A 13752-nucleotide genomic window follows, 5' to 3' on the forward strand; every position below is an offset into this window, starting at 1 on the left:
TAGTGTTTGGCACACTGTTGGGTCCTGAGGCAACAGGACCGGGGAGGGTGACTTTCCCGGGACTTGTGTTTCTGGTTTCCTGGCTGCACCGAGCRCGCACAGTTGATGTGTGTGGGGTGTGTGGTACGGGGTTGTTGTTTGAGAACTACATAGTGGACGCGAGCATCTTTTATAAGAAGCAATTTCCAAGAATATGAACCTGGATCTGTCGTTCCGTCCTTTGGGGCGGGATGGTGGTTTTCATGGTTCTCTCGAAAATTACTCCTTGATCTTTTGTGGTCAAGTTTTTAAGAGCACACGGTGGATGCCTTGGCATTAGGAGCCGAAGAAGGACGTAGGAATCTGCGATAAGCCTGGGGGAGTCGATAACCGGACTGTGATCCCAGGGTGTCCGAATGGGGAAACCCCGCCAGGGGCGCGAGCTGCCTGGTGACCCGCATCTGAACACATAGGGTGCGTGGAGGGAACGCGGGGAAGTGAAACATCTCAGTACCCGCAGGAAGAGAAAACAATAGTGATTCCGTCAGTAGTGGCGAGCGAACGCGGATCAGGCTAAACCGTTCCATGTGTGATAGCCGGCGGGCGTTGCATGGTCGGGGTTGTGGGACTTTCCGTTCTGTCTCTGCCGGGACAGTGGGGTGAGAGTGCTGGCATAGGTGAACGGTCTTGAAAGGCCGGCCGTAGAGGGTGTGAGCCCCGTAACCGAAATGTTGTGCACCGCCTGGGAAGTATCCCAAGTAGCACGGGGCCCGAGAAATCCCGTGCGAATCTGTCAGGACCACCTGATAAGCCTAAATACTCCCTAATGACCGATAGCGGACCAGTACCGTGAGGGAAAGGTGAAAAGTACCCCGGGAGGGGAGTGAAACAGTACCTGAAACCGTGTGCTTACAATCCGTCGGAGCAACCTTGTAGTTGTGACGGCGTGCCTTTTGAAGAATGAGCCTGCGAGTTAGTGTTACGTCGCGAGGTTAACCCGTGTGGGGAAGCCGTAGCGAAAGCGAGTCTGAATAGGGCGTTGCAGTGGCGTGATCTAGACCCGAAGCGAAGTGATCTACCCATGGCCAGGTTGAAGCGACGGTAAGACGTCGTGGAGGACCGAACCCACTTCAGTTGAAAATGGAGGGGATGAGCTGTGGGTAGGGGTGAAAGGCCAATCAAACTTCGTGATAGCTGGTTCTCCCCGAAATGCATTTAGGTGCAGCGTTGCGTGTTTCTTACCGGAGGTAGAGCTACTGGATGGCTAATGGGCCCTACAAGGTTACTGACGTCAGCCAAACTCCGAATGCCGGTAAGTGAGAGCGCAGCAGTGAGACTGTGGGGGATAAGCTTCATAGTCGAGAGGGAAACAGCCCAGACCACCAACTAAGGCCCCTAAGCGTGTGCTAAGTGGGAAAGGATGTGGAGTTGCGAAGACAACCAGGAGGTTGGCTTAGAAGCAGCCATCCTTAAAAGAGTGCGTAATAGCTCACTGGTCAAGTGATTCCGCGCCGACAATGTAGCGGGGCTCAAGTACACCGCCGAAGTTGTGGATTTCAGATATTAGCYAAGCCGCTCCCTTGTGGGGTTGGTTCAGGCGTCTGGAGTGGTAGGGGAGCGTCGTGTGGGCAGTGAAGTCGCGGTGGAAACCAGCGGTGGAGCCTACACGAGTGAGAATGCAGGCATGAGTAGCGAAAGACGGGTGAGAAACCCGTCCGCCGGATGATCAAGGGTTCCAGGGTCAAGCTAATCTGCCCTGGGTAAGTCGGGACCTAAGGCGAGGCCGACAGGCGTAGTCGATGGACAACGGGTTGATATTCCCGTACCGGCGAAAAACCGCCCATGCTGAACAGGGGATACTAACCGCCCGAAACCTGCCCGACCGCCCTTGTGGTGGRAGGGTTTTGGTGGAGCGCGGGACCTGATCCTGGGAGGCAAGCGTATTAACAGGTGTGACGCAGGAAGGTAGCCGAGCCGGGCGATGGTTGTCCCGGTCTAAGGATGTAGGGCGAACGGTAGGCAAATCCGCCGTTCATGATGCCTGAGATCTGACGGGACCCCCGTATGGGGGGATTCGGTGATCCTATGCTGCCGAGAAAAGCATCGACGCGAGGTTTTAGCCGCCCGTACCCCAAACCGACACAGGTGATCAGGTAGAGAATACTAAGGCGATCGAGAGAATTATGGTTAAGGAACTCGGCAAAATGCCCCCGTAACTTCGGGAGAAGGGGGGCCCCAACCTTGAACACCACTTGCTGGTGGGAGGGGATCGGGGCCGCAGAGACCAGGGGGAAGCGACTGTTTACTAAAAACACAGGTCCGTGCGAAGTCGCAAGACGATGTATACGGACTGACTCCTGCCCGGTGCTGGAAGGTTAAGAGGACCGGTTAGCCGCAAGGCGAAGCTGAGAATTTAAGCCCCAGTAAACGGCGGTGGTAACTATAACCATCCTAAGGTAGCGAAATTCCTTGTCGGGTAAGTTCCGACCTGCACGAATGGAGTAACGACTTCCCCGCTGTCTCAACCATAAACTCGGCGAAATTGCAGTACGAGTAAAGATGCTCGTTACGCGCAGCAGGACGGAAAGACCCCGAGACCTTTACTATAGTTTGGTATTGGTGTTCGGAGTGGCTTGTGTAGGATAGGTGGGAGACGTTGAAGCCCGGACGCCAGTTCGGGTGGAGTCATCGTTGAAATACCACTCTGGTCACTTTGGACATCTAACTTCGGCCCGTAATCCGGGTCAGGGACAGTGCCTGATGGGTAGTTTAACTGGGGCGGTTGCCTCCTAAAAAGTAACGGAGGCGCCCAAAGGTTCCCTCAGCCTGGTTGGCAATCAGGTGTCGAGTGTAAGTGCACAAGGGAGCTTGACTGTGAGAGAGACATCTCGAGCAGGGACGAAAGTCGGGACTAGTGATCCGGCGGTACATTGTGGAATGGCCGTCGCTCAACGGATAAAAGGTACCTCGGGGATAACAGGCTGATCTTGCCCAAGAGTCCATATCGACGGCATGGTTTGGCACCTCGATGTCGGCTCGTCGCATCCTGGGGCTGGAGTAGGTCCCAAGGGTTGGGCTGTTCGCCCATTAAAGCGGTACGCGAGCTGGGTTTAGAACGTCGTGAGACAGTTCGGTCCCTATCCGCTGCGCGCGCAGGAAATTTGAGAAGGGCTGTCCTTAGTACGAGAGGACCGGGACGGACGAACCTCTGGTGTGTCAGTTGTACTGCCAAGTGCACCGCTGATTAGCTACGTTCGGATGGGATAACCGCTGAAAGCATCTAAGCGGGAAGCTCGCTTCGAGATGAGATTTCCATACACCTTGTGTGTGAGAGGCCCCCAGCCAGACCACTGGGTTGATAGGCCGGATGTGGAAGCGAGGACTAACGACTCGTGAAGCTGACCGGTACTAATAGGCCGATAACTTACACCACACACCATCCCGCGAACCCGTTTCAAAAGGGGTTCGCACCACGGGRTGGTACAAAGAAACAAGACTGCTTGCGTCCACTATGTGGTTCCCAACCAACAAACCCGTTGCTTGAGAACCCACAACTGAATAACAACACCACACCTGCGGTGAAAACCGCAGAGCACATGTTGTAACCACCAGATTTCCCCACCCCMGGCAACAGCCACGGTGGCGGAGCAAGGGTTACGGCGGTCATAGCGTGGGGGAAACGCCCGGTCCCATCCCGAACCCGGAAGCTAAGACCCACAGCGCCGATGGTACTGCACCCGGGAGGGTGTGGGAGAGTAGGTCACCGCCGGAACACCATTAACGGTCGAGGACCCCCAACCGGTGAGGCCATGGTGTTCCCCGAGGAGGACTTTCAGGCAGTGGTCGACTCCTCGCATGCTGTCATCGAGGAGGCCAAGGCGGCGGGCGTGTACGTCTTTGGCGGCGGAATCGATGAGGACGTAGACCCGGTGCTCGTGGCCGGTGACGGCACGGTCACCGAGGGCACGTACCCAGGCCACACGGTGCCCAACGGCGGCTACACCGTTCTCGAGCTTCCCTCGCGGGAGGCGGCGATCGAGTGGGCCGCGAAGATCGCCGTCGCCTGCCGCTGCTCGCAAGAGGTCCGGCAGTTCGGGTACGATCCGGCCAGCTGACGAGGGCAACCCTAGCCAGAGCCTGTCGGTGCGGCGATATCCGCGCCCCGCACCGTGCGGAAGGATCGCGTGAGCAACTTATGGATGCAGCAGTGTGAGGCGGCGCTGAGCTGACGGCCGCCTGCGCATCAATCCCACCAGACTTCCAGCAAACTCAGGGGTAAGCACCGGCTCGTCCGGAACATTCTCCCGGCTGTGCTCGTTAGAATTCGACGGGGCTGGATTCCAAAAACCAGCCTATCGCTTTCGTTCTAAGGACACCTCAATGCCCGAACGCACTATCGTCATCACCGGAGCCAGCGACGGGATCGGCGCGTCCGCCGCGCGGACCTTTGCCCGCCAGGGGGAGCGCGTGGTCGTCGTCGGGCGTTCCGTCCAGAAGACCGAGGCAATCGCGAATGAAATCGGTGCCGACTTCTATGTCAGCGACTTCGCCGACCTCGCCCAGGTACGCGCCCTGGCCGCGCAGCTGAAGGAGAAGTACCCGCAGATTGACGTCCTGGCGAACAACGCCGGCGGCATCATGGGACCCCGCGAACTCACCGTGGACGACCACGAGACGACCTTCCAGGTCAACCACCTGGCCCCGTTCCTGCTCACCACCGAGCTGATCGACGTCCTCGCCGCCAGCCGGGCCACCGTCATCAACACCTCGAGCGTCGCGAATTCGCTCTTCGGCAAGCTGGACATCGACGACCTCGACGCGGCACGGAGCTACTCCACCAACCGTGCCTACGGCAACGCGAAGCTCGCCAACATTCTCTTCACCACCGAGCTGCACAACCGCTACAACACCGAGGGCATCTCGACGGCGGCCTTCCACCCCGGCGGCGTCGCCACCAACTTCGCGGCCGACTCCACGAGCCCCATGCGCCTGGCCTACAAGTCCTTTCTCAAGCGCTTCATGCTGACTCCCGACCAGGGCGCCGACACCCTCGTGTGGCTCGCCAACGCCACCCCGGGCCACGACTGGATCTCCGGCGCCTACTACGCCAAGCGGACGCTCTCCAAGGCCAACAAGCAGGCCTACGACGCAGGCCTCGCCAAGGCACTGTGGCGGCGCAGCGAGGCCATGGTGGCCCAGGACCTCGACAAGCTGGACCGCCAGCCGTAAATCACGGTGCGGAGCCGCCCCTGAGGCGCGCCTGTGCAGCCCGTTAGCCTCCCCACCTGCGGCGGAATCGTGGGTTAGCATTTTCCTGCCCCTCTCCGACACGCGGTGGAGGGCTTCTACTTGGGGGAGTGCTCAATACTGTGCGCCTGAAGAAACTGATTATTGCAACCCTGGCGGGTACCGCCGTCGTCCTGAGCGCCACAGCCGTGCCGGCCTCTGCCGCGACCGCGCCGAAAGCGTTCAAGAACTGCACGGAACTCAACAAGGTCTACCCGCACGGCGTCGGCCGCAGCGGCGCCCGGGACCACACCAGCGGAAAGCCCGTCACCACCTTCCGTGTCAGCAACACCCTGTACAGCTACAACGACGGCCTTGTCCCGCGGCACACAGGCGAACACGACCTCGACCGTGACAACGACGGTATCGCCTGCGAAAAGGGCTAGGTCCGGTCCCACGATTAGCCAACAACGGCCGCTAAGTCATGATGCTTAGCGGCCGTTTGCGTCCGATGGCGGGGTGCGGCGTCGATGGCGTACTGCAATCGATGGGGTGTGGCGGCACCGACGCAGGGTGAGGGCAGGGCGACGGCAGGGTCACCGCGCGGCGTCGACCCTGTCCAGGGCGTTCAGGGCGCTTTCCATGGTCCCGGCCAGGTGGCTGGCTGGCGCCGGCTTGGCGAACAGGTAGCCCTGCAGCGAGTCGCAGCCGCGCTCCATCAGGTACTTGGCCTGGGCCGGGGTCTCGATGCCTTCGGCCGTGACCTTCAGGCCGAGGGCCTGCGCGGCGTTGATCATGGTGGCGAAGAACGGGAGCTGCTCCTGGCCGGTCTTGATCATGGCCACGAACGAGCGGTCGATCTTGACGTTGTCCAGCGGCAGTTCCTGGAGCCGGCCGAGCGTGGAATACCCGGTGCCGAAGTCGTCCATGGCAATCCGGACCCCGGCAGCGCGCAGCTGCCGCAGCTGGCCGAGCACGTCCGAGGACGCATCGAAGAACACGCTCTCAGTGAGCTCCAGCGTGAGCTGGTGCGGGTCGACGCCGGTAGACGCGGCGATCGCGAGCACGTCCACGGCGAAGTCCCGATGCTGGAACTGCAGGCCCGAGACGTTGACGGCGACGCTGTACGCGGCGTCTCCGGCGAGCCAGGGGCGGATCTCGGCGCAGGCGCGGCGCAGGACCTCGTCGCCGATCTCGCGGATCAGGCCGCTCTGCTCGGCCACGGGCAGGAACTGGTTGGGCGGCACCAGCCGGCCGTGCCGCTCCCACCGGGCGAACGCTTCGAACTGCACCACCGAGCCGATGCCAGGGGACACCACGGGCTGGTAGTGCACCGAGATCTGGCCCAGCTCGACGGCGCGCCGGAGCCCGGTCTCGCCGTCGGCCTTGTGCGCCGGCGTGCTCAGCATCTCCGGCCGGAACCGCAGCCACGTGTTCTTCCCGGAGGCCTTGGCCGCGGTCATGGCGGCGTCGGCCTGGCGCAGCAGTTCCGCCCCGTCCAGCGTCTGCCGGGACTTGGACGCCAGGCCCATGCTCACGCCGGGCCGGACCATGGAGCCGCCCACGCGCAGGGGCGCGTAGAGGGCCTCGGCGATCCGCTTGGCCACCGCGTCGGCGTTGAGGCATTCGGTGAGCAGGACCGCGAACTCGTCGCCGCCCAGCCGGGCCACGGTGTCGTGCGGCCGCACGCAGTTGCGCAGCCTGCTCGCGACCTCCACCAGCAGCTCATCGGCCGCCGAGCGTCCCAGCACGTCATTGAGGTTCCTGAAGTCATCGAGGTTCAGCAACAGGATGTCCGCCGGATCCGGTCGGCGCAGTGCCGCGGCGAGCCGCTCGTTGAAGAGCGGGCCGTTGGGCAGGGCCGTCAGGGGGTCGCGGAGGGAGCCGGCCTTTAGCTCGTCGTCGTGCTCGGCGAACGCTTTGGGAACGGCGGCAGGAGTTACGGCGGCACCGGCAGCTCCTGCAGAAACAGAACCAGAAGCAGACTCACGACGGCGGACGTCGCCGCCGAGGGCAGGTCCGGCGCCGCCGGCGCTGCCGGCGTTCAGGGAAGGGGCGGCGCTGCCGGCACTCGGCTGGGCCACGCGCACGCTCGGCTGGGCCGCGGCGGCACCGCGGATCGAGAGCGCCACGGAGGTTCCGGCGTCGGCCGCTCCCGCAGGCGCCGGGACCAGCGCACACGTGATTTCGACCGGGAGTTCGGTGCCGTTGGCACGGCGGCCCGCGCCGGCGAAAGGAGTACCAGTGAATGGAGTACCGGTGATCGCGGCGCCTGGGTTTGCGGCCTTGCCGAGCCCGGCCAGGACGCCGTGGAAATCCTCCCGCGAGGCCTCAGCCAGGAGCAGGCTGTGGTCCGCCCCCAGGAGCTGCGCCCGAGAGTAACCGAAGAGCCGTTCCGCGGCCGCGTTGAGGAAGGAAATGGATCCGTCCGGACCGACCAGCAGCAGCGCGTCCGGGCTGTACTCCAGCAGTTGTTGTGCTAATCCAGCTTCCACGATTTTTGACAGCCCCCCAGGCAATGAATACGGATAGCGGGCGCCTTGCGGAGAACAAGGTGCGCTGCGCTGACTGAATCATAGTCGGTGCGGGCACCCCGACCGTGATGGGCATCATGCCGGGACTCTATGTGTCGGCACCAGCCGCCGCGTGGGACGCCCGGCTACCCGGGCACCGGGACGCCTTCGAGCTCGGCGATGGCGGCATCCGAATTCCGGACGGACTGCTCCCTGGCGGCCGCGGGTTCCGCACGGGAGAAGAGGAAGCCCTGCAGGGCATCGCAGCCGTGGTCCATGAGGTAGCGTGCCTGGGCGGGCGTCTCTATGCCCTCCGCCGTGACCTTCAGGCCCAGGCTGTGGGCCATGTGGATCATGGAGGTCAGGATGGGCAGCTTTTCGACGCCGGTCTGCAGCATGGACACGAAGGACTTGTCGATCTTCACCACGTCCACCGGCAGGTCCTGCAAGCGGCCCAACGAGGAATAGCCTGTCCCGAAGTCGTCCAGGGCCACCCGGATGCCGGCCTCGCGCAGGGTCTCCAGCTGGCCGATGACGTGCGAGTGGGCGTCGAAGAACACGCTCTCGGTCACCTCCAGGACCAGCTGGCGCGGGTCCACGCCGCTCCACGCCGCGATGTCCAGGACGCGCTCGGCGAAGTCACGGTGCTGCAGCTGCACACCGGAGACGTTGACGGCCAGGCTCCGGAACGGGTCCTCGGCCAGCCACGGGGCCAGCTCCGTGCAGCTGCGCCGCAGCACCTCGGCCCCGATCTCCCGGATCAGGCCGCTGCGTTCGGCGGTCTGGATGAAATCGTCCGGCGGGACCAGCGCGCCTTCCCATTCCCAGCGGGCCAGGGCCTCGAACTGCACCACCCCGAGCCGATCGCTGGAGATGACGGGCTGGTAGTGGACCTTGATCTGCCCCAGCTCCACCGCCCGCCGCAGCCCGGCCGTGAGCTGGGTGCGCTCCAGCAGCGCGGCCAGCATCTCGGGCTGAAAGTGCACATAGCAGTTCTTGCCGGCCTCCTTGGCCGCGTACATGGCCAGGTCCGCCTGCCGCAGCAGCTCCGAGGACGTCTCCGTACCGGCGTCGCGCGATGCCACGCCCAGGCTCAGGCCGGGCCGCATGAGCGTTCCCTCGATGGAGACCGGGGCGTTCAGGGTGCTGACCACGCGCTGGGCCACGGTGTCGGCGTCCCGGCAGCCGACCAGCAGGACCACGAACTCGTCCCCGCCCAGCCGGGCGACGGTGCCGTGCGGGCCCACGCAGTTCTGGAGCCGGCGGGAGATTTCCACCAGCATCTCGTCACCTGCGTGATGGCCCAGGACGTCGTTGACTTCCTTGAAGTCGTCAAGGTCCAGGAGCAGCACGTGCACCGGGTCCGGGGTGAGCAGCGCCGCGGCGGCCCGTTCGTTGAAGAGCATCCGGTTGGCCAGCCCCGTGAGCGGGTCCTGGAACGCCAGTTCCTTGAGCTTGCCGGCCTGCTCGGCCAGTTCCTCCATGGCGCGGCGGGCCTGATCCTGGGCGCGCCGGCGCGAGGTGATGTCGCGGAAGTTCCAGATCCGTCCCACGATGGTGTCCGCCACCTTCTGCGGGCGCGAGTACAGCTCAACGGTGCGGCCGTCGACGAACTCCAGGACGTCGTGGCTCTGCATCATGCTGTCCGCATAGAGAGCTGAGACCTTTTCCAGGAAGTAGTCGGGGTCCACCAGCTGGTCCGCGATGAACCGCACCAGCGCGTTGGGGTCCTCGGCCGCGACGAGCTCCGGCGGCATGCCCCACAGCTTCAGGTACTGGTCGTTGATCCCGGTGATCAGGCCCTCGCTGGAGACCACCACGATTCCGTCCGACGTCGATTCCAGCGTGGCGTCCAGGAGGGAGACGGCCAGCCGCCGGCCGGAGTCGGCGTCGTTGCGGTGCTCGGCGTCGCGGACGGCTACCGCCATGGCGGTGCCGCCGTCGACGCTCACCAGTGAGCAGGTGATCTCCACGGCGAGTTCGGTGCCGTCCCGGTGCAGTGCGACGGCGGCAAACGGCCGGCTTCCGGCCCGGCTCTTGCGGCCCAGGCGGCCAAAGACCCGGAGGAAGCCGCCGCGGGATTCCTCGGTGAGCAGGATGGTGTGCGGGACGCCGAGGAGATCCTGGCGGGGATAGCCGAAGAGCCGTTCCGCCGCCGAATTCACGAAGGCGATGGTCCCGTCCGCGGTCAGCAGCAGAAACGCATCCGGACCCTGTTCCAGCAGGTCTTCACCAAATCCAGTTCCCACGACGATACCGGCCCCCAAGCAACGGAAGTTCATAGAGCGATGATGGTCCCGGCTCAGACGCCCGGGTCAATGCGTTTCCTGAATCATAGGGTCCATCGGCCCAATGTCCAGTACAAACGTCCAGCACATCGGCAACGGAACTTTGCGGGTCACCGGTTGCCGGGCACCCGATCGCCCCGCAGCGCGGCGATGGCCCGGGCCGCCCGGTCCAGCGCCGGCGGGAGCGCGGTCTCCGGCTGGGGGCCGGAAAACAGGAAGCCCTGCAGGGAGTCGCAGTCCAGGTTCATCAGGTAGCCGGCCTGGGCGGCCGTTTCCACGCCCTCGGCCGTGACAGTCAGCCCCAGCCCGTGGGCCATGGCGATCATGGCGTTCAGGATGGGCAGGTGCTCCGTGCCGGTGTTGATCATGGCCACGAACGACTGATCGATCTTCAGCGTGTCCACGGGCAGCCCCTGCAGGCGCCCCAGGGAGGAGAAACCGGTGCCGAAGTCATCCAGCGCCACGCGGACGCCGGCCGTGCGCAGGCTCGTCAGCTGTTGGATCACGTGGCAGTCGTCGTCGAAGAAGACGCTCTCGGTGACTTCCAGGACCAGCTGGCGCGGGTCCACGCCGCAGGATTCCGTCACCGCCAGGACCAGCTCGGCGAAGTCCCCGTGCTGCAGCTGGACCCCGGAGACGTTCACGGCCAGGGACCGGTAGGCGTCCGCTTCCAGCCAGGGCTTGAGCTCGGTGCAGCCGCGCAGCAGCACCTCGGTGCCGATCTCGACAATGAGGCCGCTGCGTTCCGCCGCCGGAACGAAGTGCTGGGGCGGGACCAGGACGCCGTCGCGGACCCAGCGGGCCAGGGCCTCGACCTCGGTCACGGTCCCGCGGCCGGCGGAGACGATCGGCTGGTAGTGCACGGCGATCTGCCCGTTGTCCACGGCGAGCCGCAGGCCGGCCTCGAGGTCGTTGCGGTCCACGAGGGCCTTCATCATCTCGGGCCGGAAGCGCATGTACCGGTTCTTGCCGGCGGCCTTGGCGGCATACATCGCGACGTCGGCGCGGCGCAGGAGCTCGGAGGCGTCCACGTCTTCGCCGCTGATCGACGCGACGCCCAGGCTGAGGCTGGGCCGCAGCATGGTGCCGTCGATCCACACCGGGACGCGGAGCGAATCGACGATCCGGGCGGCAACCCTCTCGGGCTCCGGCGAGTTGACCAGGAGCACCACGAATTCGTCGCCGCCCAGCCGGGCCACGACGTCGTTCGGCCGGACACAGGCGCGCAGCCGCCGCCCGACCTCGATGAGCATCTGGTCCCCGGCGTGGTGGCCCAGGATGTCGTTGACTTCCTTGAAGTCGTCCAGGTCCAGGAGCAGTACATCCACGGTGGTGCCGCGCGCGCCTGCGAGGGCGCCGGCGAGGCGGTCGTTGAACAGCTGGCGGTTGGAGAGCCCGGTCAAGCCATCCCGGAACGCCAGCGACGTGAGCTGGGCGGACTGTTCGGCAAGATCTGCCATGGCCCGGGTGATCCGGTCCTGCGCAACCTTGGCAGCGGTCACGTCGCGGAAGCTCCACACCCGCCCGACCACCTGCTCCGCGACTTTCTGCGGGCGTGAATAGCGTTCAAAGGTCCGGCCGTCGCGGAATTCGAGGTTGTCGTGGCTCTCCGCGGCGGGATCGGCGTAGAGGGCCTCCACCTTCTCGACGAACTTCGCCGGATCCCGCAGCTGGTCCAGGACGAAGCCCATGACGGCTTCATCGTCCCCGGTGGCGAGCATTTCCCGGGGGATACCCCACATGGTGAGGAACTGGTTGTTCACGCCGGCGATCTCGCCCGCGCTGCTGACCACCAGGATGCCGTCGGCAGTGGATTCGAGAGTCGCGCTCAGCAATGACATGGCCTCGCGGAGGCTGTCATCGTTCTCGGGCCGGTGCGAGGTGTCCCGCACCGCGGCGATCATGCTCACAGTGCCATGACCGGTCCCGTCACTGGTGCCTGCACCGCTGCCCGCACCGCTGACGGCGCCGGTGACGGCGCCGGTGATGAAAATGGATCCGGCCACTTCGGCCTGGAACTCCGTGCCGTCCCGCCGCAGCCCGTAAGCCTCTACAGGGGCGGTGTCAGCTTCACCGGCGTCAGCGTCGGCGTCGGGCGCTTGGTGGACGTGCGCGTCGCGGCGGAGATTGAAGAACAGCCGCTGGAGCCCGTTCCGGTAGCCCTCGGCCAGGAGGATGCGGTGGTCCGAGCCCACGAGCTCCCCACGGGAGTACCCGAACATGCGCTCCGTGGCGGCGTTGACCATCCGGATGGTGCCGTCCTCGGCCACCACCAGCAGGGCGTCGGGGCTGGATTCCACCAGGTCCCCGAAGCCCGGGGCTGTTCCTGAGACCGTTCCTGAGACCGTGCCTGAGACCGTGCCGGAGGCTTCCTCGGGGTACGACGGCGCGCTCACCCGGCTACCGCCGTGCGAACTTGAGACCACCAACAGGACATTTAGGACCCTCCCATCCCGAAATCATAAGCGCCCTGAGGGTATCCGCGGTGCCAAACACGGGGGCGGTTCCGGGTCCGGGGCCGCGGGAAGGACTAAGAGCCCCGTTGCTCTGTCACCTAGGGTGCCCAAAACCCCTGTTTGGCAGCCGTAAGTGACAGGGCAACGAGGGGGGAGGGGCTGACGGTGGGCTCACTGATCACGGCCTGGTAGTGGGCAACGAGTTCGGTGCCGAGGGCGGACCACGTCCTGCCCTGGACCGAGGCGTGCGCGGCCGCGGCGAACGCGCGGCGCTTGGCGTCGTCGCCCATCAGGTCCATCACCCGGGCACGCAGCGCGGCGAGGTCGCCGGGCTCGTACAGCCAGCCGGTCCGGGAATTCTCCACGAGGTCCAGCGGGCCGCCCCGGCCCGTGGCAACCACCGGAACGCCGGATGCCATGGCTTCCTGGATGGTCTGGCAAAAGGTCTCGAACTCGCCGGGATGGACGAAGAGGTCGAAGGAGGCCACCACCCGCGCGAGGTCATCGCCGCCAAGGAACCCGGTAAAGACCGCCTGCGGCAGGGCGGCCTCCAGTGCGGCCCGCTGGGGCCCGTCGCCCACGATCACCAACCGCGTGCCGGGGACATCGGCCAGCACTGCCAGGTCCTCCACCTGCTTCTCGGCCGCCAGCCGGCCCACGTAGCCGATGAGGCGCTCGCCGCCGGGCGCCACGGAAGCGCGCCACCCGGCGTCGCGCTTTGCGGGGTTGAACCGCTGCGAGTCCACGCCGCGCCGCCACATGTCCACGCGCGGAATGCCGCGGCCGCGGAGCTGGTTGAGCGCGAAAGTGGAGGGGACCAGGGTGCGGGAGGCCAGCAGGTGGATCTGGTCCACCCGGTTCCAGGCCCAGTTCTCCAGGAAGGGGACGCCGTAGCGGCCCGCGTAGCCGGGGACCTCGGTCTGGTAGATGGCCACGGTGGGGATTCCGAGCTGGTGGGCGGCCTGTGCTGCCCGCCAGCCGAGCACGAACGGGGACGCGAGGTGGACGACGTCGGGCGCGTAATCGGCAAGGATTCGCTTGACCCGATACACACCGCCCATCGCCACACGCACGTTCGCATAGCCGGCCAGCGGGACGGAGGGGAGCCGGTAGACGTGGGCGCCGTAGACCTCGTCCGGGGCGTCAGTGTCCTGCGTGGACGGCGCGATCACCAGCACCTCGTCCCCGCGCTCCTGCAGATGCTCCAGCACGCGCAGGATGGAGTGGGTGACCCCGTTCATGAGCGGCAGGAATGATTCGGCGACGATTGCGATCCTCACACCTCCACGG

Annotated in this window: 7 protein-coding genes and 2 rRNA genes; 5 read left to right on the forward strand and 4 right to left on the reverse strand. The window is 65.0% G+C overall.

Annotated elements, in window-relative coordinates; all coding sequences use genetic code 11:
• Window positions 1-277 precede the first annotated feature (277 nt).
• From AB4089_RS15660 to AB4089_RS15680, 5 genes are all read left to right on the forward strand, one after another.
• Window positions 278-3412: ribosomal RNA gene (locus AB4089_RS15660) — 23S ribosomal RNA — on the forward strand.
• Window positions 3413-3634: 222 nt separating this feature from the next.
• A 5S ribosomal RNA gene (gene rrf, locus AB4089_RS15665) occupies window positions 3635-3751 on the forward strand.
• Window positions 3752-3788: 37 nt separating this feature from the next.
• A complete protein-coding gene (locus tag AB4089_RS15670; protein WP_441410199.1) occupies window positions 3789-4094 on the forward strand; it encodes a YciI family protein in 306 nt (101 codons plus the stop codon).
• A gap of 265 nt (window positions 4095-4359) precedes the next feature.
• Window positions 4360-5208: an SDR family NAD(P)-dependent oxidoreductase gene (locus AB4089_RS15675; RefSeq protein ID WP_441410200.1), complete on the forward strand. Its 849-nt coding sequence runs from the start codon at window positions 4360-4362 to the stop codon at window positions 5206-5208.
• Window positions 5209-5336: 128 nt separating this feature from the next.
• The gene (locus AB4089_RS15680; RefSeq protein ID WP_441410201.1) at window positions 5337-5651 is read left to right on the forward strand and encodes an excalibur calcium-binding domain-containing protein; all 315 of its coding nucleotides are present in this window, start codon (window positions 5337-5339) and stop codon (window positions 5649-5651) included.
• A 150-nt stretch (window positions 5652-5801) separates the two neighbouring features.
• Here AB4089_RS15680 and AB4089_RS15685 read toward each other — a convergent pair whose 3' ends face one another.
• From AB4089_RS15685 to AB4089_RS15700, 4 genes are all read right to left on the reverse strand, one after another.
• Complete coding sequence (locus AB4089_RS15685; RefSeq protein WP_441410202.1) at window positions 5802-7700, reverse strand: putative bifunctional diguanylate cyclase/phosphodiesterase; 1899 nt, start codon at window positions 7698-7700, stop codon at window positions 5802-5804.
• Between the two features lie 164 nt (window positions 7701-7864).
• On the reverse strand, window positions 7865-9967 hold the full coding sequence (locus AB4089_RS15690) for a putative bifunctional diguanylate cyclase/phosphodiesterase (protein WP_441410203.1): 2103 nt from the start codon (window positions 9965-9967) through the stop codon (window positions 7865-7867).
• Window positions 9968-10116: 149 nt separating this feature from the next.
• Entirely contained in the window at window positions 10117-12402 is a 2286-nt protein-coding gene (locus AB4089_RS15695) for an EAL domain-containing protein (protein WP_441410204.1), read from the reverse strand.
• Between the two features lie 158 nt (window positions 12403-12560).
• Complete coding sequence (locus tag AB4089_RS15700; protein WP_441410205.1) at window positions 12561-13742, reverse strand: glycosyltransferase family 4 protein; 1182 nt, start codon at window positions 13740-13742, stop codon at window positions 12561-12563.
• Window positions 13743-13752 lie beyond the last annotated feature (10 nt).

This window comes from Arthrobacter sp. 2MCAF15, from assembly GCF_052115605.1.
Taxonomy (GTDB): Bacteria; Actinomycetota; Actinomycetes; order Actinomycetales; family Micrococcaceae; genus Arthrobacter.

Excerpts from the sequence above, each read along its gene's own strand:
- AB4089_RS15675 (WP_441410200.1), top strand. The coding sequence starts at position 4,360 with ATGCCCGAACGCACTATCGTCATCACCGGAGCCAGCGACGGGATCGGC.
- AB4089_RS15670 (WP_441410199.1), top strand. The coding sequence starts at position 3,789 with ATGGTGTTCCCCGAGGAGGACTTTCAGGCAGTGGTCGACTCCTCGCAT.